This window comes from Massilia agrisoli (assembly GCF_020831365.1).
In the GTDB taxonomy this organism is placed as follows: domain Bacteria; phylum Pseudomonadota; class Gammaproteobacteria; order Burkholderiales; family Burkholderiaceae_D; genus Telluria_A; species Telluria_A agrisoli.
In genome coordinates this window covers 73,400-96,875 of the sequence record NZ_JAJHPV010000022.1, presented here as the reverse complement: position 1 = coordinate 96,875, position 23,476 = coordinate 73,400, and the positions used below count along the sequence as shown (strand labels likewise).

Sequence of the window (23,476 nt, the reverse complement as noted above, 5' to 3'; positions counted from 1 at the left end):
ACAACAAGCACGCGCCAACGTGGCGCACGCGGACGCGGGCCTGGGCCTTGTCCGCCCTACAGTTCGCGGTACGTCGCAGGGCGGATAAGCGATAGCGCATCCGCCGGTTTCGCTTGACTACCCCACCATCTGGCGCAACTCGCGCCACACCATGTCGGCGGTGAGCTTCTGCATGCAGGCATGATGCCCGAGCGGGCACTCGCGCTGCTTGCAGGGCGCGCATTCGATCCGCAGCGACATCGATTTGGCCATGTCCGAAAACGGCGGCGCATGGTCCGGGTCGGTCGGCCCGTAAATTGCCAGCACCGGCCGGTTCAGGGCCGAGGCCACGTGCAGCAGGCCGGAGTCATTCGAGACCACCGCATCGGCACTGGCAATGAGGGCAATCGCTTCATCGAGCTTGGTAGCCCCGGCAAGGTTCAGCACGCGGACCGAGTCGGCCAGCGCCAGCGCGACGATTTCATCGCAGACTTCCTTGTCCTTCGGCGACCCGAGCAGCGCAACTTGCGTCCCCGGGTTTTCCGTCACGATCTCGCGCGCCAGCTTGGCGAAATGCCCGGCCGGCCAGCGCTTGGCCGAACCAAATTCAGCACCCGGCGCAAACACCACCAGCGGCTTGTCCAGCGCGAGGCCATGGACGCCGCGCGCGAGATCCGCCTGCTCATCGCTGACCGTCAGCACGGGACGCGGCAGGTTGGCGCGCAGGCGGTCGCGCGGCGCATCGGCCAGCGCGGCGTAGAACGGCACCATCGCCCGCGGCGGCTGGTCGTCGTGGTGCAGCTGGTTCAGCAGGCCGTAGCGCATCTCGCCCTTGTAACCCACCCGCCGGGGAATGCCGGCCAGCCACGGGATCAGCGCGTACTTGAGGGTGTTGGGAAGCACGTAGGCGTCGGCGTAGCCGCGCGCGCGCAGTACCTGGGCGTAGTTCCAGCGCTCACGCAGCTGCAGCGCGCCGTGGCGGAACGGCGTCACCAGCACGTTGTCGACTTCCTTCATCGCGCGCCACACCGGGGCCACCGATGGCGGCGCCAGCACGTCGATCGGGCGCGAGGGGTGCTTTTTGCTGAGCAGCTGGAGCAGCGGCTGCGCCATCACGGCGTCGCCGATCCAGTTGGGTGAAATGATGAGTGTGCGTTCCTTGCTCATTGCTCGGCCTTGGTGAACTGGAGACGGTACAAATTGGCGTACATGCCGTTTGCGGCCAGCAGCTCGTCGTGGCGGCCTGCTTCGATCACGCGGCCCTGCTCCATCACGACGATGCGGTCGGCCCGCTCGATGGTGGACAGGCGGTGCGCGATGACCAGCGTGGTGCGGCCAGCCATCAGCGTGTCCAGCGCGGCCTGCACGGCGCGCTCCGATTCGTTATCCAGCGCGGATGTCGCTTCATCGAGGATCAGGATCGGCGCGTCCTTGTAGATGGCGCGCGCGATCGCCACGCGCTGGCGCTGCCCGCCCGACAGGCGCATGCCGTTTTCGCCGATCTGGGTGTCGACGCCTTCCGGCAGCGCGGCCACGACATCGGACAAATGCGCGGCCTTGATGGCTGCGGCCAGGCGATCATGGTCGACCGTCTCGGCGCCATAGGCGATGTTCGCGCCCAGCGTGTCGTCGAACAGCACGACGTTCTGGCTGACCATCGCAAGCTGCTCGCGCAGGCTGGCCAGCGTGATCTCCTCGTACGGCACGCCGTCGAGCGTGATGCGGCCTTCGTTCGGCGCATAGAAGCGCGTGACCAGGTTGACGAACGTGGACTTGCCGCCGCCCGACACGCCCACCAGCGCCACCGTCTGGCCAGGCAGTATTTCGAGGTTGACGCCGGCAAGCGCCAGCGGGTTCTGCTCGGAGTAGCGGAACGAGACATTCTCCAGCTTCAGGTGTCCCTTTGCGCGGCCCAGCACTTTGGTGCCGGTATCGGTTTCGACTGGCGAGTCGATCATGCCGAAGACGGTTTCGGCGGCGGCCATGCCGCGCTGCATGGGACCGTTGACTTCGACCAGCGCCTTGAGCGGTTGCAGCAGCATCAGCATCAGCGTGATGAAGTTGGTGAATTCGCCGACCGTCATGTCCGAGCGGATCGCCATGACGATCACGATCGACACCGCCAGCGCGGTGGCGATCTGGGTGATCGGCACGGTGGCGGCGGCGGCGACGGTGGCGCGCTGGGTAAAGCCGCGCAGCGCTGTGCTGCGTTCTTCAAAGCGGCGGCGCTCGTAGCGCTCGCCCGAGAACACGCGGATCACCTGGTGGCCGCGCGCCGCTTCTTCGACCACCTGGGTCATCTCCGCCGTCACGCGCTGGTTCTCGCGGTTCAGGCGGCGCAGCCGCTTGGTGGTAGTGCGGACGATCAGCGCGGTAAGCGGGATGACGACCAGCGCGATCAGGGTCAGCTTCCAGTTCAGGTACAGCAGGCCCACCAGCAGGCCGATGATCACCAGCGTATCGCGCACAAAGGCGAGGAACACCGAGTTGATCATGTCGACCACCTGGCGCACGTCGCCGATGACGGTGTTGATGACCTTGCCGGTCGATTCTTCGTGAAAGCGCGCGACCGGGAGGCGCAGAAGCTTGTCGAACACCATGCGGCGCAGGTCGTTGAGCACGCGGCTCATGATCCAGTTGTTCAGGTAGGCGGTCGAGAAGGTGAACACGCCGCGCAGGATGAAGATGGTGAGCAGGATCAGCGGAATCAGCCACAGGCTGAATTCAACCTTGTTGGGACCGAAGCCCTTGTCGAGCAGGAGTTCGAGCGCCTTGCCCAGCATCGGCTGGGTGGCGGCGGTGCCGGCCATGGCCAGCAGCGACAACAGGGCGCGCGCGCGGTAAGGTTTTACGAGGTTGAACAGGCGCGAGGCCACTGTCTGGTTATTCATTCTTCTCTTGCCTGCGTCAAGCGCGTGTGGTCAGTAAGTCAAACAAGGTCTGCGCGCTATTTTCTTCCTGCAGGACTGCGCCGGCCTCGGTGGCGCGCTGCGCATAGCCGGTGTACCCGGCGATCTGCTGCTGCACCGCGCGCAGCACGGTTTCCGGCGCGGTGTCGCTGACGATGCTGCCGGCGCCGAAGCGCTCCACCATCCGCGCAATCCACGACCCTGGGGTCGACACCACCGGGCTGCCGTGCGAGAACGCGTCCAGCGTCACGCCGCTGATACGGTCGGCGAACGCGGCGGCGTCATACAGCTGCAGGCATACCGCGCCGCGGAACAGGTCCGCGTACTGCTCCGGCGACAGCGTCTCGCCATGGATGCGCAGGTGCGGATAGCCGATCTCGCCAAGCCGCTTCAGGTCGGCGCGGATGGCGGCGTCGTATTTACCCGCCTGCTCGGGCGATGTCTGCAGCACGACCGGAATCCGCGCGCCGTCCCTGTGCATTTGCGCGACCAGGTCGACCACCTGCGAAAAGCCCTTGTCGCTGCGCGCGGCTCCAGCATACAGCACATGGCGAAACGGCTGCGCCTGCGCGGCAGCCGGCACCCAGGGCTTGGAGATCGGATAGGGCACCACCCGCGCGTTGGCGAAACCGGCTTCCTGGAATATCTTGATCACCGACGGGGTCGGGCCGTAGATCTCGAAATTGGGCTGCTTGCGCGCGATCGCCTTCAGCTGCGCCATCTTGCTGCTGCTGGCATTGAACCAGTGGACGTACAGGTAGACTTTTTTGGGCGCGACCACAGTGCCGCGCGCGGCCCAGTCAAGCATCAGCAGGTCGGCATGGCGCGCCGTCGAGATAAACAGCTTGCCCGGGGAGTTCAGCAGCGACTTGTAAACGAAATAGCTCTGCACGCGGCGGATGCGGCGGAAGAAGGTCTTCCTGACTTCGACATTGGCGCCGCTGAACGTCACCTCGACCTTGCGGCTGGCCCACAGGCGCAGGGTGCGCGATTCGTCGCCCATCCTGCACAGGGCGGTGATGAAGCTGTAACAGTGGCCGGCGGCGGTAGTGAGGGTCGGCTCAACTACATTGATGGTGTTTGGCATGTCCAAGTATCTCTTTTTATCGTCAATACTGTCAAACCGAGCCACGTCATTCCCGCGAAGGCGGGAATCCATAGCATCGATGAGCTGACGTGCTATGGATTCCCGCCTTCGCGGGAATGACGGCTTGAATCGCTGGCGTTGGCCTCTTTCGCGTTCAGGTAAAAGCCCATCAGCAGGAACACCATCAGCGCGTAGAACATGGCGCCCTTGACCGACCAGAAAATCACTTCCGTGAGGCCGTAGCCGAAGTAGCTGGTCACCAGGAGGATGCCCGCCAGCGCGGTCGCGAACTCCTGCTTGCTGGCGTTCTTGACGCGCATGGCGCGCGTGAAGAAGGCGAACGGCGCGAGGATCATGCCGAACCAGGCGGCAAACCCGACGACCCCGCCGGTCACCATGGCCTGCAGCGCCTCGTTATGAAAGTGCGGCATTTCCAGCACCACCGGATCGAGCTCGCCCTCGCGCACCAGCGGTTCGAGGACTTTGCGGTAGCCCTCCTCGCCGCGCCCGAGCACGGCGGCGTCCTCGATCAGGATGCCGGCGGCCTTCCACAACTCGAGCCGCACGCCGACATTGGTAAACGCGCTGCCGCCAGAGAAGTAGGTGGTGATGTCGAGGATGCCCTGGCGCACGCGCTCGCGCACGCCGGTCTCGGGAACGAAATAGGTCGCGGCCATGAACGCAAAGGTGAACGCCACGACAGCGCGCACGCGCCGGTTGTTCAGCACGTGGCTGTACTGGATGAACAGCAGGCCGCACAAGACCAGCCCGAGCCAGCCGCCGCGCGTGCCGGTCAGGGTCGATGCCGCGAGGCCGGCCAGCGCGCCGATGGCGGGCCAGAACACCTTGCGCACCGAGCGCACGTCGATCATCGCGGCCAGCGCGATCAGGCCGAGCGACAAGGCGATGTCGCCGAAGGTGATGGCATTGAGCAGGCCGCCCGGACGGTCCTCGCCCAGCACCACGCGCTGGTAGCCGACCAGCAGCATCGCCACGAAGGCGCCGCCGATCACGCCCCACCACAGGGATTTGCGCTCGGGCTTGACCGCCATGACGAGCATCATCGCGGACACCGCAAACAGCATCCGGGCCGGTTTTTCCACATCGCCCAGCGACTGGTCGCGCAGCGCGAAGCACGCAACTGTGTAGAAAAAATTAAAGGCGAAAAAGATGACGACCCAGCGGACCTCCCGCCAGTGGCGGCGCAGCGCGCCAAGGCCTGGCTTGAGGAAGAACAGGGCGGCGATCAGGAAAGTGAAGCTGGCGAGGCCGATGCCGAAGGGGGTAATCAGGCTAAGGAAGGGGAACAAAAAGATCAGGACGCCAATTACCGCCTGTTTTGGGTCCGCCAATTTGATCGAGTTATTGTTCATTCATTCTTAGGTGGGATATTCTGCTACCTTCAGCAACTGAAAGCACCATGGCAGACATGCAGCAAGCACCAACAATTTCCGTCGTCATTACGACTTACAACAGGCCGGACGCTTTGCAAGCGGTCGTGGAGGCCTGTTTTGGCCAGGATGATAAAAATTTCGAAATCATTATCGCTGATGACGGCTCCACTGCCAACACGAAGGACTGCATCGACAGCCTGAAATCGCGCTCGCCGGTGCCCCTGCACCATGTCTGGCAGCCCGACGAGGGTTTTCGCGCTGCGATGGCGCGCAACCGCGGCACCCTGGCCGCGGCGGGTGACTATATCGTTTTCATCGATGGCGACTGCATTCCGCAGCGCGATTTCATCACGCAGCACCGCAAGCTGGCGCGGCGCGGTTACCTGGTCTCCGGCAGCCGGGTGCTGCTTAGCCCTGCGCTGACGGCGCGCGTGCTGGCAGAGCGGATCGACCTGCACCAGGCCGGCGCGGGCGACAAGCTGGCGTACCGGTTCAAGGGACATATCAACAAGGTGGCGCAGCTGATGGTGCGCTGGCCGGATATCGGGCGGCACCGCAGGCGCTTCTCGTGGCGCCGCATCAAGAGCTGCAACCTGGCGGTGTGGAAGTCGGACCTGGAAAAAGTGAATGGGTTCGACGAAAGCTTTACCGGCTGGGGGCACGAGGATTCGGACCTGGTGGTCCGGCTGTTCAATGCGGGCGTGATGCGCAAGGAAGGGGCTTTTGCGACGGAAGTGCTGCACCTGTGGCACCGCGAGGCGAAGCGGGACCAGGAGTCGAGTAACAAGAAGCTTGTGATGGAGCGGGCGAAGGACGGGACGGTGCGGGCGGTGCGGGGGTTGGCGGAGCACGGCTAGCCCGATAAGCGGCCATTGCGCATAGTAAAGGTGAGCCAATACTGCCGCTGAAAGACCCAGGTAGCGTACGCACCCTTGATCCATGTCCCGCCATCGATGTCCAGTTGAGAAATCATGGAGCTTAACTGCGGATTCCCATCAGATCACCTGCCATGCCCCTGCCGCATTGGGCAGTCGCCAGACTCCACCATGAACACTGATCCGTTTCCACTGGACGCCATTACCTCCAACATTTGCATAGTGAGGGGGCAGAAGGTTCTGCTCGATTCGCATCTGGCCGAGCTGTATGGCGTCACGACAAAGAGATTCAATGAACAGGTGAAACGCAATCTGGAACGCTTCCCTGATGACTTTATGTTTCAGATTGATGAGCGAGAGTTCGACGCTTTGAGGTCGCAATTTGCGACCTCAAAGAACCAGTCCGCCGGGCGCGGCGGCAGGCGCTATCTTCCATATGCCTTCACCGAGCATGGCGCGATCATGGCGGCGATGATCCTGAATAGCCCCATGGCAACGCAGGTTTCCGTCTACGTCGTTCGGGCCTTCGTGAAATTGCGCGAGCTGGTTGTTTCCACCCAAGAGCTTGCACTTCGCCTAAATCACCTGGAATGCAATGTGGAACTAATCACTTTCGAGCACAGCGCATTCCAGCATGCGACGGAGGAGCAAATCAAGCGCATCCTCGACGCTCTCCGCGAACTGATGACTTCACCGGAGCCAGTTGCGAAGCGGCCCATTGGCTTCGTTATTCCCGACGATCCTCCGGCGAGTACCAAGCAATAACGTTTTTCTAGCGGTACGCCGGCAACGCGCTTAGTACTCGATTGCCACTTCCTTCGCACCCAGCACCTGCTCCAGCGCCAGGGTCAAGGCATCCGACGGCGCCACCAGCCACTCATCCCCCAGCTGAATCGTGCACTCGACACCCCCCGGCTTGAGGCGCATCGCGAGCGGCAGGCCATCGGGCATGCGGTGCGGCTTCAAGACTTCGGCGATCTTCGCCGTCGGCACCGGCGCCGGCAGGAACAGGCCGACCTGGCGGCCGTAGTGGATCCGCGACGCAGTCAGGTCGTACACCTTTTCCGCCGTGATCCGCAGTCCGCCGTTGAAGCGGTCTTCCGAGACCTTGCCCACCACGAGCAGGAAGTCATCTTCCTTGAAGATGTTCTTGTTCGCCTCGAACACTTCGCTGTACACCGTCACTTCCACCACCGCGGTCTTGTCGTCCAGCGTGACGATCAAGATCTTCCCGCGCTGGGTCATCTGCGGCCGCACGCCGGTAATCACACCGCACAGCATGCGCGGCTCGCGCGACGGGTCGAGGTCGGCCAGCTTGGTGCGCGCAAAGCGCCTAACCTCGCCCGCGTACGAATCGAACATGTGCCCCGACAGGTAGAAGCCGAGCGCGATTTTTTCCTCTGACAGCTTCTGCTTGTCCGTCCACGGCATCGCCTTGACATACTCCGGCGGCGCCACCAGGTCGCTGTCGTCGCCGCCGAACAGGCTGACCTGGTTGACCGAAGCCTGCGCCTGGTCGGCCACTTCGACCGCAAACGCGACCGACGCCAGCAAAATCGCGCGGTCGACGCCGAAGCAGTCCATCGCACCGGCGCGGATCAGCGATTCGATGGTGCGGCGGTTGATCTGCTTGCGGTCGACCCGCTTGCAGAAGTCGAACAGGTCCTTGAACGGACCGCCGCTGGTGCGCGCGGCGATGATCGCTTCAATCGCCGACTGGCCCGAGCCCTTGACCGCGCCAAGTCCATAGCGGATGTTGGTGACGCGCTTGCCCGTCACCGAAGGCGGCGGGCCTTCGGGCGTGAAGCGGTAGTCGGAGTGGTTGATATCCGGCGGCAGCAAGGTCAGGTTGCAGACGTCGATGCAGTCTTCCACCAGGATCTTGATCTTGTCGGTGTCGTCCATCGCCAGCGACAAGTTGGCCGCCATGAACGCGGCGGTGTGGTGCGCCTTCAGGTAGGCCGTGTGGTACGACAGCAGCGCATACGCGGCGGCGTGCGACTTGTTGAAGCCGTAGCCCGCGAACTTTTCCATCAGGTCGAAGATCTCGTCGGCCTTTTCGGTCGACAGGCCATCCTTGGCGGCGCCGGCGCGGAAGATCTCGCGGTGTTCCGCCATTTCCTCGGCCTTTTTCTTGCCCATCGCGCGGCGCAGCATGTCGGCGCCGCCCAGCGAGTAGCCGCCGACGATCTGCGCCATCTGCATAACCTGTTCCTGGTACACCATGATGCCGTAGGTTTCGGACAGGATGGACTCGGTGCGCGGGTCGGGATAGTCGAACTTTTCGCCGTGCTTGCGTTTGCAGAAATCGGGGATCAGGTCCATCGGGCCCGGGCGGTACAGCGCCACCAGCGCGATGATGTCCTCGAACCGGTCGGGACGCGCGTCCTTCAGCATGCCCTGCATGCCGCGCGACTCCAGCTGGAAAATCGCGACCGTCTTGGCCTTGGTCAGCAGGTCGTACGAAGCCTTGTCGTTGAGCGGCAGCGTTTCGAGCGCGAAGTTGGCGTTGGCCGCCGGGTCGAGCTGCTTGATATAGCGGACCGCGCGGTCCAGGATGGTCAGCGTCGTCAAACCCAGGAAGTCGAACTTGACCAGGCCGACGGCTTCGACGTCGTCCTTGTCGTACTGCGAGACCACGCCCGAATCGCCGCCCTGGGTATACAGCGGGCAAAAGTCGGTCAGCTTGCCAGGCGCGATCAGCACGCCACCGGCGTGCATGCCGATGTTACGGGCGATGCCTTCGACCTGCTGCGCGAGGTCGAGCAGCTGCTTGACCTCTTCCTCGTTCTCGAGGCGCTCCTTGAGCATCGGTTCTTCTTCGATCGCGTCCGCAATCGTCACCGGTTTGCCCGGCTTGAACGGGATCAGCTTGGAGACGCCGTCGCAGAAGTTGTAGCCGAAGTCGAGCACGCGGCCGACGTCGCGGATCGCGCCCTTTGCGGCCATGGTACCGAAGGTGGCGATCTGCGAAACCGCCTCTTTTCCGTACAGGTCCTTGACGTGCTGGATGACGCGGTCGCGCCCTTCCTGGCAGAAGTCAATGTCGAAGTCGGGCATCGATACGCGTTCGGGGTTCAGGAAGCGCTCGAACAGCAGGTTGTACTTCAGCGGGTCAAGGTCGGTAATGAGCAGCGAATACGCCACCAGCGAGCCCGCGCCCGAACCGCGGCCCGGGCCTACCGGTACGCCGTTTTCCTTGGCCCACTTGATGAACTCCGCAACGATCAGGAAGTAGCCGGGGAACTTCATGTTGCAGATGGTATCGGTCTCGAATTTCAGGCGCGCTTCGTAGCGCGGGCGCTCGGCTTCGCGCTTGACCGGGTCCGGGTACAGGTGCAGCAGGCGCTGCTCCAGGCCGGCCTTCGATTCGGCGACCAGGAATTCATCGATCGTCATGCCCGGCGGGGTCGGGAAGTTAGGCAGCTGCGGCTTGCCGAGCGTGAGCACGACGTTGCAGCGCTTGGCGATTTCGACCGAGTTTTGCAGCGCGGCCGGCATGTCGGCAAACAGTTCTGCCATGTCGGACTGCGACTTGAAGCACATCTCTTCGTTGAAGCGCTTGACCCGCTTGGCGTTGGCCAGCATCTCGCCTTCGGCGATACAGGTGCGCGCTTCGTGGGCGATGAATTCGTCGCGCGACAGGAAGTGGATCGGGTGCGTCGCGACCACCGGCAGGCCAAGTTTGGCCGCGAGTGCGACAGCCTGGCGGACCTGGGCTTCCTGGTTGGCCTGGCCGGCGCGCTGCACTTCGATGTAGAAGTGGCCGGGGAAGACCGCGGCCCAGCGCTGCGCGCAGCGTTCGGCCAGCGCCAGGTTGCCGTTCTCGATGGCGGTGCCGACGTCGCCGAAGTGGGCGCCCGACAGCACGATCAGGCCATTGCCCTGGTCTTCACCGGGGTTCAGGGTCGATTCGCTGGTGGCCAGCGCTTCGAGCCATTCGGGCCGGATCTCGGCGCGGCCCTTGTTCTGGTTGGTCAGCCACGCGCGCGACAGCAGGTCGCACAGCTGCAGGTAGCCCATGCGGTTCTTGGCCAGCAGCAGCAGGCGGCTTGGCTTGTCGCGGTTGTCGTCATTGGAGATCCAGGCGTCGACGCCGATGATCGGCTTGATGCCCTTGCCGCGCGCGGCCTTGTAGAACTTGACCATGCCGAACAGGTTGGCCAGGTCGGTGATCGCCAGCGCCGGTTGCTTGTCCTTGGCGGCCGAGGCGACCACGTCGTCGATGCGCACCAGGCCGTCGACGATCGAGTATTCCGAGTGCACGCGCAGGTGGACAAAGGCCGGGGCGGCTGGCTTGGGTGGCGCGAGCTGCGCTTCATTTCCGACTTCAAGGACATCCATGCTCATGTTCCGTTTTCCTGCTGTGCAAAGGACGCTATTTTACCGTGCCGGGCGGCGGGACGGTCAGAATCGCTCACCCTCAATCCGGCCAGTTTTGTTGGCTTAGGGCACTAATTTCATGCGAGTTGAATAGGGTTATTCCATCAGATTATGTTGCACAACAACTACATTTTTCCCGAAAAAATTGAAGTAGACGAATGAAATTTGCACAAGGGCCGATGTGAGCAAATTTTCTCAATTATTTGGCACTACAATTAAAGATTGCTTGCCTTGACTTAAATCAAGGATTAAAGTGTTTTTACAGATTTGTCTATACAAGTCCGTGTCGTAGGCGCAAGCCTCGGACTGGTTGAAGTCGTTTGCAATTGATGATTTAGGGAAATGCGTCGTAACGCATGCCTGGCGTGCGAAGCGGTTCGAACAAGAAATAATCAAGCGGAGATCAGATGTCTTATAAAAACGTTCCAACAGCAACTGCACTCGGCCTTTTGCTCCTCAGCAATGGCGCCTACGCACAACAGCCGGCTACCGGCAGTACCCTCGAAATGATTCCGATCGAGCGCGTACAGATCACGGGTAGCCGCATCAACCTCAAACAAGCCCAGATTTCCGGCGTCGGCCCGGTCACCGTGATCGATGCCGAAACCATCCAGCGCTCGGGCGCGATCTCGGTCGAAACCCTGCTCCAGCGCATGCCCTCCTCCGCAGGCACCGCGGGCAACCAGAGCAGCGCTTACTGGACCAGCAACGGCTACGGCACCACCCAGGTCAACCTGCGCGGCCTCGGCATCGACCGCACCCTGGTGCTGCTGAACGGCCGCCGCGTCGTCGCAGGCGGCACCGGCGCCAACAGCTCGGTCGACCTGAACATGATCCCGATCGCGATGATCGAGCGCGTCGAGGTACTGAAGGACGGCGCATCGGCCATCTACGGCGCCGATGCGGTGGCCGGCGTAGTCAACATCATCACCAAGAAAGCCATCGACGGCGTGGAAATGGCGGTCCGCTACGGCAAGACGGCCGAAGGCGACGGCGAAGAGAAGTCCGCCGACCTGGTCTGGGGCACCCGCGGCGAGCGCAGCTCGATGATGGCGTCGCTTAATTATTCGGAAAGCGGCGAGGTGAACCTGGCATCGCGCGCGCCCTGCGCCCTGTTCGAAGAGGACGGCAAACTGGTGTGCAGCGGCAGCTCCGCGACCATCGGCGGCCGCGCGCGCCTGGCCGACGGCCGCCGCGTCAACTTCAACCAGGATCCGGCCGGCAACCCGCGCGGTTTCGAGACCTACTCCGCAGCCAAGCACGGCTACAACAGCAATCCTTTCCTGAATGCAGTCAATCCGATCAAGCGCATCGGCGTGTCAGCGTTCGGCAACACCCGCCTGACCGACCACGTCGCGCTGTTTACCGAACTGATGTTCACCAACCGCAAGTCGGAACAGCTTGCCACCCCGGGCGCCATCGGCGCCAACCGCCCGATCCGCATCGCGGCCTCGCACCCGACCAACCCGACCGGACAGGACCTGACCCTCGAACGCCGCCGCGTGGCCGAAGTCGGTCCGCGCACCTTCTTCCAGGAAACCAATACCTTCCGCATCGCCACCGGCCTGAACGGCCACATCAACAACAAGTGGGACTGGTCGACGTCGGTCAACTGGGGACGCAACACCGGCATCGACGGCATGACCAACATCATCAACCTCGACCGTGTTGACGCGACGCTGGACGCCGCCAACTGCGGCAAGACGCCAACGTCGGCGCCTTGCGGCAACTATCTCGGCTACGGCAACCTCAGCCCTGCGGTGCTCGACTATATTCACTTCGACACCCGCGACACCGGCGGCAATGACCAGAAGAGCTTTAACGCCGGCGTCAGCGGCGAACTGTTCAACATGCCTGCTGGCGCGGTCGGCTTTGCGTCGGGCTTCGAATATCGCCAGGAAAAAGGCTGGCGCGATCCGGACAGCCTGATCGTGTCCGGCGCGGCCAACACCAACCGCCAGGACCCGATCGCCGGCGAGTACAGCGCCCGTGAAGTGTTCGCGGAACTGTCGGTACCGCTGCTGGCCGAGCTGCCAATGGTCGACTCGCTGACCATGAACGCCGCCGCGCGCTATTCGGACTACAGCCTGTTCGGCTCCAAGAGCACCTACAAGCTGGGCCTGGACTGGCAAGTGATCCCGTCGCTGAAGGTGCGCGCCAACCGCTCGACCGCATTCCGCGTGCCGAACGTGCCGGAACTGTTCGGCGGCGTGTCCGAGGGCAACCTGACCACGACCGATCCTTGCAACAGCTGGAACCTGCAAGACCCGAACTCGAACATCTACAAGAACTGCCAGGCTTCGCGCGTACCGGTTGGCTTCAAGCAGTTCGGCCCGTCGATCCTGACCACCGGTGGCGGCAACGTCAACCTGGAGCCGGAAGACGCCGACACCTTTACCGTGGGCGCGGTATGGACGCCGTCCAAATCGGTCACGCTGACCCTCGACTACTTCAACATCGAGATCAACAACGCGATCGAAACGGTGCCGGGCTCGACCAAGCTGTCGGTGTGCTACAACTCACCAGGGCTGGCGCACATCTTCTGCAGCCCGGCAAGCTTCACGCGCGACCCGGCGACCGGCGAGATCAACTTCCTGTCGTCGCAGCCGGCCAACGCCGCGCAGCAGCGGGTGTCGGGCATCGACCTGGGCGCGCTGTATGACTTCAAGGCCTATGGCTGGAACGTGGCGCTCAATGCCGACGTGTCGCGCCTGAACCGCTTCGACGTCACGCCTTTCCCTGGCGGCGAAACCATCGAGTACGCTGGCAAGATCACCGGCGGCCAAGGCAGCTATGCCCAATGGCGCGCTGCCACCGGGATGACGCTGGCGAACGGTCCATGGTCTGGTTCGTACAACATCCAGTACATCGGCAAAGCTGACGACATCAACGCATCGGCCGGCGACATCGGTGCGCGCGCTCCGAGCGTGGCGTACCATAACGCCAGCGTGAAGTACGCGTTCGACAAAGCGATGACGCTGTCGTTTGGTGTCGACAACCTGCTCGACAAGGCGCCGCCTTACATCCAGAGCTGGACTGACGGCAACACCGACACGATGACTTACGACCTGCTCGGCCGCCGCTGGCACGTCCGCCTCGGCTATCGTTTCTAAGCAATAGCTCACGTCGTTGCCGGCATTCCCGGCAACGGCTTCCCGCGCAGGCGGGAACCCATGCCGAGCATCCTTGCTCAGCGTCGCATGGGTTCCCGCCTTCGCGGGAACGACGACAATTACGGATTCAACATGCAAACATCATTCTGGGTACGCCGCGCCCACAAATGGCTCGGACTGGTGATCGGCGTGCAAGCCCTGCTGTGGATGATCAGCGGCTTGTACATGGTCGTTGTCCCCCTCGACGTCATCCACGGCGATCACCTCGCCCACGTTTCTACCGAACCCCTCAAACCTGACGCGACCCGCATCGGACATGCCAGGCTGGCCGAACTCTATCCCGGCCTGAACTCGGTTCGCCTGAAAAACATGCTGGGCAAGGAAGTCTACGAAATCCGCCAGGGCAAGGACGCCGCGCTGGTAGATGTGGCCACGGGCGCAAAGCTGAGCCCACTCGACCGCGGCACCATCATGGCGCTGGCCGAAGAATCGCACGTCGGCGAAGGCGACATCCGCGGCATCGAATGGGTCACCAAGGCGCCGTCCGAAGTAGGCTCGCGCCCTGTCCCGCTGTGGGCAGTGCACTACGACGAAGCCGGCGACACCACCCTGTACTTCTCGCCACATACCGGCGACCTGGTCGCCCGCCGCCACAACCTGTGGCGCATTTTCGATTTCGTCTGGATGCTCCACATCATGGACTACGAAGAGCGCACGGACGTCAACAACACCCTGCTGCGCGTCGCCTCGATCACCGGCTTTGCGTTTGCCCTGAGCGGCGCATGGCTGCTGCTGTACAGCTTCACGCGGAGGAAGCGCGCATGACCCCTTTGATGAGAAAAATACACAAGTGGGTGGGACTGATCATCGCCATCCAGTTCGTGCTGTGGCTGGCCAGTGGCGTGGTCATGAGCCTGTTCGATGCGAAGAAGGTGGCAGGCCGCGAGTTCCGCATCAAGCCGCCCGCCGCTGCGCTGTGGCCGGCGAGCGCGCTGCCGGTTGATGCCGTGCTGGCAAACGCCAGCGCGCAGGTGATGAACATCTCGTCTGGCTGGCTGCTGGACCGGCCGGTGTACATGCTGGTGAACGACAAGGCCACCTGGATGGTCGACGCCCTCAAGGGCACGCCAGTGGCGCTGGACGCGGCGCTGGCGACGCGCATCGCGCAGGCATCGTACTCGGGCAGCGGCACGCCAACCGGCGCGCGCCTGCTGAAGTACACGCTGGAGACGCGCAAGCACAAGGAACCGGTGTGGGGCGTGAACTTCAACGACGCCGACGAAACCACCGTGTACGTGTCGGCCAACACCGGCAAGGTGCTCGAACACCGCAACAGCACGTGGCGCCTGTTCGACTTCTTCTGGATGCTCCACATCATGGATTACGCCGAACGCGAGAACTTCAACAACAAGCTGCTCGTCACGAGCGCCATCGGCGGCCTGTTCATGGCGCTGACCGGCATCTGGCTGCTGTTTACCAGCTTGCGCCTGGCCGAGTTCATCCCGCAGCGGATGCGCCGGGCCAGCAGCATCAACGTCTTCGGCGAAGACGGCAGCAAGCTGCGCGCTATCGAAGCATCGCAGGGCGACACCGTGTTCCAGGCGCTGGCGCGCGGCGGCCTGCAGCTGCCATCCAATTGCGGCGGCGGCCAGAGCTGCGGCCTGTGCGAAGTGCGCTGCCTCGGCAAGGCGCCCGAACCGACCAGCGCGGACCGCGCCTTGCTGTCGCCCGAGAAGCTGGCGGCGGGCTACCGGCTGGCGTGCAACCTGCCGGTGGACGGCAGCGTGGATGTCGAAGTGGCGGGCGCGGCCGCGCTGGCCACCGAATATGCGGCCACGGTCACGAGCGTCAAAGCAGTGGCGCCATTCCTGCGCGAGATTACGATCCGCCCAAGCAAGCCGGTGGCGTGCCGGCCAGGATCGTACATCCAGGTGCATGTGCCCGACTATGCGCGCGACGCCAGCCATATCGTGATGCCTGAGCACCACCGCGACGACTGGCAGCGCGTGCAGCTGCCGGAAAAACTGGTCAACCCCGCCCCGCTGCGCCGTTCGTATTCGCTGGCGGTGCCGGTTGAGCAGGCAGGCGGGCAGCTGACCTTGCTGGTGCGCTTCATCCCTGGCCAGCAACCGGGCAAGGGGTCGAGCTATATGTATACGCTGAAGGAAGGCGACACCGTGCGCTTCAGCGGCGCGTTCGGCGACTTCGCCATCAAGCCGGGCGGACGCGAGAAAGTGTTTATCGGCGGCGGAGCGGGCATGGCGCCGCTGCGCGCGATGATCCATTCGCTGCTGCAGTCCGGTGCGCGCGAGCCGCTGCACTTCTGGTACGGCGCGCGCAGCCAGCGCGATGCGCCGTATGTCGATGAGATGCAGGCGTTCGCGAGCAAGCATCCGAACTTCAAGTGGCAGCTGGTGCTGTCGGAAGACGACGACGCGGGCGGCGCGGCGAAGGGATACGTGCACGAGGCGGCGCGCGACGCGCTGCTGCGCACCCACCCTAACCTGCAGGCGTGCGATTTCTACGTGTGCGGCCCGCCGGCCATGCTGGCGGCGACGCGTGAATTGCTGAAGGAACTTGGGGTCAGCGACGAACGGATTGCGTTCGACGATTTCAAGATCTGAACCTGCCTGGAAGGCCGGCGATTCGCTGGTTCTGCTTCGCTTATCCCCCTGCCCGCACGGGTTCCGGCAGGGGGATAAGCGCGCAGCGTGGCTCCGCCGAATCGGCATAGCCCCACAACTACTAGGGCCATTGCTTTATAATGGCGGCTGTTCAAATGCAAGTGAATGCCATGCAATCCGCCACCCCCTACGTAAATATTGCCGCTTACAAATTTGTCACTTTTGACAATACTGAAGAGATGCGCCCGCAGTACCAGGCGATCTGCGCCGAACTGAGCCTGAAAGGCACGATCCTGCTGACGCCGGAAGGCATCAACATGTTCCTGTCGGGCACGCGCGAAAATATCGACACCTACCTGGGGTGGCTGCGCAGCGATCCGCGGTTTGCCGACATCGAAGTCAAGGAGAGCTTGTCCGAAGAGCAATCGCACAAGCGCATGCTCGTGAAGATCAAGAAAGAGATCATCACCATGCGCATGCCGCTGATTAAGCCGGAACTGGGGCGCGCGCCTGCAGTCGAACCGGCGACACTCAAGCGCTGGCTGGACCAGGGCCATGACGACAAGGGCCGTCCGGTCGTGATGGTCGATACCCGCAACGCCTTCGAGGTGGACGTGGGAACGTTCAACAACACCATCGATTACCGCATCGACAAGTTCACCGAATTCCCGGAAGTGATTGCGGCTGCCAAGGATGCGCTGAACGACAAGACCGTCGTGACCTTCTGCACCGGCGGGATCCGCTGCGAGAAGGCGGCCATCCATATGCAGAACATCGGCTATGAAAATGTCTACCAGCTCGAAGGTGGCATTTTGAAGTATTTCGAGGACGTGGGCGGCGAACACTACACCGGCGACTGCTTCGTGTTCGACTACCGCACCGCGCTCAATCCGAAGCTGGAACCGTCGACCACGGTGCAATGCTTCGCCTGCCGCGCGGTGGTCACCCCGCGCCAGCAGCTGGCGCCGGAATACGTGTACGAGGTTTCATGCCCGCACTGCTACGTGGCGCCGGCTGAACGCGAGCAGCCGGCACAGCAGCAGGCCTGACGGACTGGATCAGCAATCAAAAAAGGCGGATGACGTAGCGGTCATCCGCCTTTTGACTTTCTGGCTGCCTAGCCGATGGCGCCCGTCGGTTCAAATCCGGCGACACCCACCAGCTGGACACTGTCGGCGCCCATTTCCGGCGCCGCTTGCTGACCTGAGAAGCCGGCAACGAGGTTGTTGATCGACGTGGCGTTGATTGCCGCATTAAAGCTGGCCACGTCCTTGACCTGCGCGATGTAGGCAGTCACTGCGGCAAGTGCGCTGGCGCTGGCATACGCCTGCACTTCGGTAGGCGTATCGATCGCCGCGGTAATCGCTTTCGCCACATCCACCTTGGCGCGGTAGGCATACAGGTCGGAGCCCTGCGCCCCCGTGGCGATCGTGGTGACGAAATTATCGATCGTCATCGCGCCGGTATCGAGCGCCCTCACCCAGAAGTCGCGGCCGGCTGCTTCGGCGTCACGGCCGAACAGGTTCTGATAAACGGCATTGACCTTTTCGGCGTTGGTCGCCTGCGAGTATTCCGCACGGTACTCGGCCGACGCGGCAAAGTTGCCCGATATGTTCTGGAGCATGGGATTGGCAGCATTGCCGTCAAGCAGGGAGGTCCAGTGGTCGAAACCGCCACGGTCAGCCGCGCGCGAGAAGTAGGCAACGTAGAGGTCCTGCACTTGCTGCGCCACGCGCGCGGGCGCCGACCAGTTGATGCCTGCCATCATGTCGCTGGTCACCAGGTTGAGCGCGAACGGTGTCGTGGTGGCGCCGACCGAATTGTTGTCGTCGACATAGTTGATGAACTGTTCCGCCGTGTTGCGCCCCGCTTCGGTCAGATACGCGTTGACCTCGGCCGCGGTATCGAGCGATGCGGTAAACGCGACGGCCACATTGACCTTGTTCTGCAACACCGCGGCATCGGCGGCCGACGCGCTGGTGATCATGCTGCTGATGACCGTGCCGATGCCGCCCGGGAGGCTTAGCTGCGCACTCCAGTTATTGAGCTGGGTGGCGCTGGGCGCATGGCCGAACAGGTTGTCGTAGAAGGTGGTGACGATCTGCGTATTCGACTTGCCGCCGAATTCAGCCGCATACTCCGGCATTTGCGAAAAAGTCTGGGCGATGGTCGGCATGGCGCCGGGGTCGGTGGCGAACTTATCGCCCCAGTAATTTCGGCCAGCAACATCTGCCGGCCGGCCGTACATTGCAATATACAACTGCTGAATCTGCTCGAAATTTGTGGCCATAGCGTCCTCCAGTTAATGATCTCATGCTAACGTTAACCGGAAAACAAGCGCGCACTATTCGAAGTATCTGGCCACCTTGTAGACATCCTCATCAGTCAGCGTGCCCGCCGCCGCACGCAGCCGCAGCAGGCCAAGCAGGTAGCCGTAGCGCGCCTGCGCGAGGTCGCGCTGGCTGGCGGCAAGTTGCTGTTCGGCGTTGAGCAAGTCGAGGTTGATCCGCACGCCGCCCTTGATGCTCTGCTCGGTCGCGGTCTTGAGCAAGGTGCCGGAACTGACCGCCTTGACCAGCGCGTCGACCCGCGACACGCTGCTCAGCACCACACTGTGCGCCTTGCGCAGTTCAACCATGACGAGGCTGGCGCGGCGGTCGTAGTCGGCCTTGGCGCGCTCGCGCCCGGCGACTGCCTGGCGCGCCGACGCGCTGACCTGGCCACCGGAATAAATCGGCACGTTCAGCTGGACGCCAATAGCGCGGTTCACCGTTTCCTGGCCGCGCGTGGTCAGCGATTCAGAGTCGTTCTTGCTGTAGCTGGCCACCAGGTCGAGCCGGGGCGCATGGCCTGCGCGCGCGCGGTTTACTTCCTGCTGCGCCACCTCGACCGCAAGCCGGGCGGCTTGCAGGTCCGGGTTGTTTTCGAGCGCAATTTTGCTCCACTCTTCGAACGAGGCCGGCGGTACCGCATCGACACGGAAATCCGCGGACAAAGGCTCGAGCTTGTCGACTGGCATGCCGACCACGCCTTCGAAGGTATTGCGCGCGGCGATGACGGCGTCTTGCCCTTCCAGCACCTGCGCCTCGGCCAGGTCGAGGCGCGCCTGGGTTTCCAGCATGTCAGTCTTGGTGCCCTCGCCTTTTTCAAACAAGCGGGCATTGACCTTCATCTGTTCCATGAAGGCGTCACGCTGGGCGCGCGCCAGTTTCAACTGGTCATCCGCATACAGCACGTCCATATAGGCGCCGGCCACACGCAGCGCGACCTCATCCTTGTTGAACTCGAACCGCGCCGCGCTCTCGCCTGCCTGCGCCACACCCTGGCGGTAGCGCGCGTAAGCGTCCCAGTTGAACAAGGGCTGGCGCAGCTGGATCACGCCGCTGCGCCCGGTAAAGTCGGGATGGGTGAGCACCTCGCGGTTGCCCAGCATCTGGGTCAGGTCGGTCTTGTTGCGGGTATAGCCATAGTTGCCGCTGATATTCGGCAGCAGCGCGGAGCGGCCGATGATCCGGTTCTCCTTGCCCGCTTCGTTCTCGTAGAAATTCATGCGGAAGACCGGATCGTTCTTCAGCGCGGCCGCATACGCTTGCTGCAGGCTCATGCCGCTGGCCGCGCCGGCCAGCAGCGACAGCAGGATGCCTGCGCCCCAGGCGGCACGGCGCACGCGTTTGGTAGTCAGGCGGGTCTTGGAAGGGGCCACGGTCAGTCCTCGCTCATGGTCGATCGGGCCCGATCGATGATCGGCTTGATCAGGTAGTTCATCATGGTGCGCTCGCCAGTCTTGACGAACAGGTCAGCCGGCATGCCCGGCTGGATGTCGAGCTTGTGCTTGGCGATCAGCTTTTCGCCTTCGGGCGTCACGCGCACGCGCACGATGAAGTACGGCACGCCAGTGCGCTCGTCAACTGAACGGTCGGCCGAGACTTGCGTCACTTCGCCGGGGATGTGCGGGGTGGTGTTGGCGTTAAACGCGGAGAACATCAGGTCCACCGGCAGGCCGGGGTGGACTTTGTCCACCAGGTTGACCGCAAGCTGGCCTTCCACCACCAGCGGGTCGCCGGTCGGGACAATATCCATCATCCGGAATCCAGGCTGGACCACGCCGCCGCGCGTGAACACCGCGAGGCCAACGACCACGCCGTCGGCAGGCGCCTTCACGTCCACGTTGGCCAGTTCATAGTTGACGGCGTTCATGCGGCTGCCGAGTGCGCGCGCCTCCGTCTGGACCTCGGACAGCTGGGTGCGAACTTCTTTCTGGAAGTCCTGCACGCGCTGGCTGCGGCGCAGGTTCAGTTCGGCCACCTGGCGCTGCATCCGGCCCACCTGGCCGATATTCTCCGCAATCGATGCATTGATCTGGGCATACGTGCGTTCCAGGTCGAGCAAGCGGTTACGGGCAACATAGCCTTCCTTGGCCAGGTCGCGCATGCCGGCGAGCTGTTCCTTGAGGAAGCCGAGCTGCGCTTTTTCATTCTCGCGCACTTCCTGCATGCCCTGGATCTGCAATTTCAGGCCCGCGACGTTTTCGTCGACCGCGGCCAGTTCGTTCTGCAGCGACATCTGGCGCGAGGAGAACAGTTGCGACTGCAGCGTGCGCACTTCGGCCACGCGCGGATCGACCGCGGCATTGTCGAGTTCTTTCGGGAAGGCCAGCTGTTTCAGGCCGTCGCGCTCGGCCAGCAGGCGCGCTTCGGTCGCGCGCGCGGTCATGTACTGGGCGCGGATCATGCCTGCATTCGCTTCCGCACTGACCGGGTTCATGCGCACCAGGATCTGGCCAGCCTTGACGATGTCGCCGTCGCGCACCAGGATCTCCTGCACAGTTCCGCCGGTCAGGTGCTGCACCGCTTGGCGGTTCGATTCCTTGGTGACGGTGCCGGCCATCGGCACGCCCTTGTCGAGCGGCGCCAGCAGGGCCCACAGCATGAAGCCGCCAAAGCCGAGCAGCACGATGATCCAGCCAAGCCGGCTGTAGCCGCGCGCATCCGTGTTCACCGTGATCGGCGTGACCTCATGCGAGACCACCTCGGTTGCGGCGTTCTTGTTCATCAAAGATTTCATTTATTTTCCTTCTTCCGTCACGGCTGCCGGGCCGTCGGGCGCTGCTTGGGCCCCCTTCTGTTTCGCCGCCAGCTGTGCATTGGCCGCCTGCTGCGCCTGAAGCTGCTTCTGGTTGGCCTCGGCCAGCGCCGCCAGCACCTGGGTGGTCGGGCCGAACATCTGAGCGCCGCCGTCACGCATCAGCAGCAACTTATTGGTGATGCCGATCGCACTGGTACGGTGGGTGATCAGCACAATCGTCTTGCCGCGTTCGCGCAGGTCGCGCACACCCTGGACCAGGGCCGCTTCGCCGGCGTCGTCGAGGTTGGAATTGGGCTCATCGAGCACGATCACCGATGGGTCGCCATACATTGCGCGGGCCAGCCCGAGGCGCTGCTTCTGGCCGCCGGACAGGCCAGCGCCGCCGTCGCCCAGCCTGGTGTCGTAGCCGTTCGGCAGGTGCAGGATCATGTCGTGGACACCGGCGCGCTTGGCCGCCAACACGACTTTCTCGGCATCGATGTCGCCAAAGCGTGCAATGTTTTCGCTGATCGTGCCGCCGAACAATTCGATGTCTTGCGGCAGGTAACCGATATTCGGTCCCAGCTCGCCCTTGTTCCAGTGGTAGATGTCGGCGCCGTCGAGGCGCACCTTGCCGATCATGGCCGGCCAGACACCGACCAGCAATCGGGCAAGTGTCGACTTGCCGGAGCCGCTAGGCCCGATGATGCCGAGCACGTCGCCAGGTGCAATCGCAAAGCTCAGGTTTTTCACCACCGGCACAGTCGAGCCGGGTGGCGCAGCGGTGACCGCTTCGACACTCAGCGCGCCCGCCGGTTTCGGCAGCGGCATGCCCGCTTCGCGCGCCGGATTGGCTTCGAGCAGCGCGGTCAGGCGCTCGTAGGCGCTCCGGGTGGTGCTGAACGATTTCCAGACGCCGATGACTTGCTGGACCGGCTGCAGCGCACGGCCGACCAGGATCGACGAGGCGATCATCATGCCCGCGGAAATCTTGCCTTCGAGGACCAGCAACGCGCCGAAACCGAGTACCAGCGACTGCAGGGAGACCTGCACGAACTTGGTGATCGCGGCGACCGTACCGGCCTTCTGGCTGGCGTCTGCCTGCAGGTGCAGGAACTTGCTGTGCATCTTGAACCAGCGGCCGATCAGGTTGGGCAGCATCCCCATCGACTCGATCACCTCGGCATTGCGCAGGTTGTTGGTGGCCAGGTTGCTGGCGGAGATCGCCATCGTGTTGGCCTCGGCGAGCGGCTTGTGCGACACGCGCTCGTTAATATAGGCAAGCGCGACCAGCACGATGGTCCCGCCCAGCGCGAAGAAGCCAAGCGACGGCTCGAAGAAGAAAATCACGATCAGGTAGATCGGGAACCACGGCGCGTCGAAAAACGCGAACAGCGCATTGCCGGTCAAGAACTGGCGCACGCTGGTCAGGTCCTGCAGTGCCTGGCCGGCATTGCCGCCTGCCTGCTTGAGGTTTTGCTCGAAGGCGGCGGTGTACACGCGCTTATTGAGCTGCATGTCGAATTTCGCTCCCACCCGCACCAGCACGAATGACCGGATCAGCTCGAGTCCTGCCAGCAGCATGTAAGCGCCCAGCATCAAGATCGTGAGCATCAACAGGGTCAGTTCGTTCTGGCTTGCCAGGACGCGGTCGTAGACCTGCAGCATGTAGAGCGATGGCACCAGCATCAGCAGGTTGGTGACCGCACTGAAGGCGCCGACTGTCCAGAACGTGTTCTTGAACGTTAGCAGTACCTGCTCGATTTCGTTTTTAGGCTTTTTTAAATTAATTTTCATGTGCTTGCGTGGCAACTATGAGAACGAGCATGGCTCGGCTATCCGTTCAATGACAGAGAACGATGCTACAGGAGAAAGTGATGCGCAGACATTATCGCTCAAAACCTTCGGAAAATGTGATGCACGTCACAAATTTTGAACTTCCGGTACTTCTGTCGCGTTCCGGCCACGCGCCGGCCGTGTAAACGGAAAAACCCCGCTACCTTGCGGTAGCGGGGTTTTTTGCCTGAAGCACCCCGGCAGGCCGGGGG

The 23,476-nt window shown here is 63.1% G+C and carries 15 protein-coding genes; 6 read left to right on the top strand and 9 right to left on the bottom strand.

What is annotated here, in order from left to right; genetic code table 11:
* Positions 1–117 precede the first annotated feature (117 nt).
* The 4 genes from waaF to LMJ30_RS21355 form a co-directional block, all read right to left on the bottom strand.
* A complete protein-coding gene (gene waaF / locus LMJ30_RS21370; protein ID WP_229434603.1) occupies positions 118–1,146 on the bottom strand; it encodes a lipopolysaccharide heptosyltransferase II in 1,029 nt (342 codons plus the stop codon).
* Positions 1,143–2,870: a lipid A export permease/ATP-binding protein MsbA gene (gene msbA / locus LMJ30_RS21365; RefSeq protein ID WP_229434602.1), complete on the bottom strand. Its 1,728-nt coding sequence runs from the start codon at positions 2,868–2,870 to the stop codon at positions 1,143–1,145. Before msbA ends, waaF begins: the two co-directional genes overlap by 4 nt.
* Before the next feature lie 16 nt (positions 2,871–2,886).
* A complete protein-coding gene (locus LMJ30_RS21360) occupies positions 2,887–3,975 on the bottom strand; it encodes a glycosyltransferase family protein (RefSeq protein WP_229434601.1) in 1,089 nt (362 codons plus the stop codon).
* Positions 3,976–4,067: 92 nt separating this feature from the next.
* Complete coding sequence (locus tag LMJ30_RS21355; RefSeq protein ID WP_229434600.1) at positions 4,068–5,348, bottom strand: O-antigen ligase family protein; 1,281 nt, start codon at positions 5,346–5,348, stop codon at positions 4,068–4,070.
* A 56-nt stretch (positions 5,349–5,404) separates the two neighbouring features.
* Here LMJ30_RS21355 and LMJ30_RS21350 point away from each other — a divergent pair, with 56 nt between their 5' ends.
* Together LMJ30_RS21350 and LMJ30_RS21345 are read left to right on the top strand one after the other, a co-directional pair.
* Complete coding sequence (locus LMJ30_RS21350; protein ID WP_229434621.1) at positions 5,405–6,226, top strand: glycosyltransferase family 2 protein; 822 nt, start codon at positions 5,405–5,407, stop codon at positions 6,224–6,226.
* 189 nt (positions 6,227–6,415) lie between these two features.
* Positions 6,416–7,009: an ORF6N domain-containing protein gene (locus LMJ30_RS21345; protein WP_229434599.1), complete on the top strand. Its 594-nt coding sequence runs from the start codon at positions 6,416–6,418 to the stop codon at positions 7,007–7,009.
* A 30-nt stretch (positions 7,010–7,039) separates the two neighbouring features.
* Here LMJ30_RS21345 and dnaE read toward each other — a convergent pair whose 3' ends face one another.
* Positions 7,040–10,588: a DNA polymerase III subunit alpha gene (gene dnaE, locus LMJ30_RS21340; RefSeq protein WP_229434620.1), complete on the bottom strand. Its 3,549-nt coding sequence runs from the start codon at positions 10,586–10,588 to the stop codon at positions 7,040–7,042.
* A 446-nt stretch (positions 10,589–11,034) separates the two neighbouring features.
* Here dnaE and LMJ30_RS21335 point away from each other — a divergent pair, with 446 nt between their 5' ends.
* The 4 genes from LMJ30_RS21335 to LMJ30_RS21320 all read left to right on the top strand — a co-directional run bounded on the left by LMJ30_RS21335 (position 11,035) and on the right by LMJ30_RS21320 (position 17,413).
* Complete coding sequence (locus tag LMJ30_RS21335; RefSeq protein WP_229434598.1) at positions 11,035–13,740, top strand: TonB-dependent receptor; 2,706 nt, start codon at positions 11,035–11,037, stop codon at positions 13,738–13,740.
* A 132-nt stretch (positions 13,741–13,872) separates the two neighbouring features.
* Positions 13,873–14,565: a PepSY domain-containing protein gene (locus tag LMJ30_RS21330; protein WP_229434597.1), complete on the top strand. Its 693-nt coding sequence runs from the start codon at positions 13,873–13,875 to the stop codon at positions 14,563–14,565.
* Complete coding sequence (locus LMJ30_RS21325) at positions 14,562–16,364, top strand: 2Fe-2S iron-sulfur cluster-binding protein (protein ID WP_229434596.1); 1,803 nt, start codon at positions 14,562–14,564, stop codon at positions 16,362–16,364. The genes LMJ30_RS21330 and LMJ30_RS21325 overlap by 4 nt, the downstream gene beginning before the upstream one ends.
* A 170-nt stretch (positions 16,365–16,534) precedes the next feature.
* On the top strand, positions 16,535–17,413 hold the full coding sequence (locus LMJ30_RS21320; RefSeq protein WP_229434595.1) for a sulfurtransferase: 879 nt from the start codon (positions 16,535–16,537) through the stop codon (positions 17,411–17,413).
* A gap of 68 nt (positions 17,414–17,481) precedes the next feature.
* Here LMJ30_RS21320 and LMJ30_RS21315 read toward each other — a convergent pair whose 3' ends face one another.
* Genes LMJ30_RS21315 through LMJ30_RS21300 form a run of 4 tightly spaced genes read right to left on the bottom strand, consistent with a single transcriptional unit; the run spans position 17,482 to position 23,225 of the window.
* Complete coding sequence (locus LMJ30_RS21315) at positions 17,482–18,654, bottom strand: DUF4214 domain-containing protein (RefSeq protein WP_229434594.1); 1,173 nt, start codon at positions 18,652–18,654, stop codon at positions 17,482–17,484.
* A gap of 54 nt (positions 18,655–18,708) precedes the next feature.
* Complete coding sequence (locus LMJ30_RS21310) at positions 18,709–20,067, bottom strand: TolC family outer membrane protein (RefSeq protein WP_229434593.1); 1,359 nt, start codon at positions 20,065–20,067, stop codon at positions 18,709–18,711.
* A 2-nt stretch (positions 20,068–20,069) separates the two neighbouring features.
* On the bottom strand, positions 20,070–21,428 hold the full coding sequence (locus LMJ30_RS21305) for an HlyD family type I secretion periplasmic adaptor subunit (RefSeq protein ID WP_229434592.1): 1,359 nt from the start codon (positions 21,426–21,428) through the stop codon (positions 20,070–20,072).
* The gene (locus tag LMJ30_RS21300; protein ID WP_229434591.1) at positions 21,429–23,225 is read right to left on the bottom strand and encodes a type I secretion system permease/ATPase; all 1,797 of its coding nucleotides are present in this window, start codon (positions 23,223–23,225) and stop codon (positions 21,429–21,431) included. It lies immediately after the preceding gene.
* Positions 23,226–23,476 lie beyond the last annotated feature (251 nt).

What these genes read in the sequence shown, in the direction of transcription:
- waaF (WP_229434603.1), bottom strand. Translation starts at nt 1,146, where the DNA reads ATGAGCAAGGAACGCACACTCATCATTTCACCCAACTGGATCGGCGAC.
- msbA (WP_229434602.1), bottom strand. Translation starts at nt 2,870, where the DNA reads ATGAATAACCAGACAGTGGCCTCGCGCCTGTTCAACCTCGTAAAACCT.
- LMJ30_RS21360 (WP_229434601.1), bottom strand. Translation starts at nt 3,975, where the DNA reads ATGCCAAACACCATCAATGTAGTTGAGCCGACCCTCACTACCGCCGCC.
- LMJ30_RS21355 (WP_229434600.1), bottom strand. Translation starts at nt 5,348, where the DNA reads ATGAACAATAACTCGATCAAATTGGCGGACCCAAAACAGGCGGTAATT.
- LMJ30_RS21350 (WP_229434621.1), top strand. Translation starts at nt 5,405, where the DNA reads ATGCAGCAAGCACCAACAATTTCCGTCGTCATTACGACTTACAACAGG.
- LMJ30_RS21345 (WP_229434599.1), top strand. Translation starts at nt 6,416, where the DNA reads ATGAACACTGATCCGTTTCCACTGGACGCCATTACCTCCAACATTTGC.
- dnaE (WP_229434620.1), bottom strand. Translation starts at nt 10,588, where the DNA reads ATGGATGTCCTTGAAGTCGGAAATGAAGCGCAGCTCGCGCCACCCAAG.
- LMJ30_RS21335 (WP_229434598.1), top strand. Translation starts at nt 11,035, where the DNA reads ATGTCTTATAAAAACGTTCCAACAGCAACTGCACTCGGCCTTTTGCTC.
- LMJ30_RS21330 (WP_229434597.1), top strand. Translation starts at nt 13,873, where the DNA reads ATGCAAACATCATTCTGGGTACGCCGCGCCCACAAATGGCTCGGACTG.
- LMJ30_RS21325 (WP_229434596.1), top strand. Translation starts at nt 14,562, where the DNA reads ATGACCCCTTTGATGAGAAAAATACACAAGTGGGTGGGACTGATCATC.
- LMJ30_RS21320 (WP_229434595.1), top strand. Translation starts at nt 16,535, where the DNA reads ATGCAATCCGCCACCCCCTACGTAAATATTGCCGCTTACAAATTTGTC.
- LMJ30_RS21315 (WP_229434594.1), bottom strand. Translation starts at nt 18,654, where the DNA reads ATGGCCACAAATTTCGAGCAGATTCAGCAGTTGTATATTGCAATGTAC.
- LMJ30_RS21305 (WP_229434592.1), bottom strand. Translation starts at nt 21,428, where the DNA reads ATGAAATCTTTGATGAACAAGAACGCCGCAACCGAGGTGGTCTCGCAT.
- LMJ30_RS21300 (WP_229434591.1), bottom strand. Translation starts at nt 23,225, where the DNA reads ATGAAAATTAATTTAAAAAAGCCTAAAAACGAAATCGAGCAGGTACTG.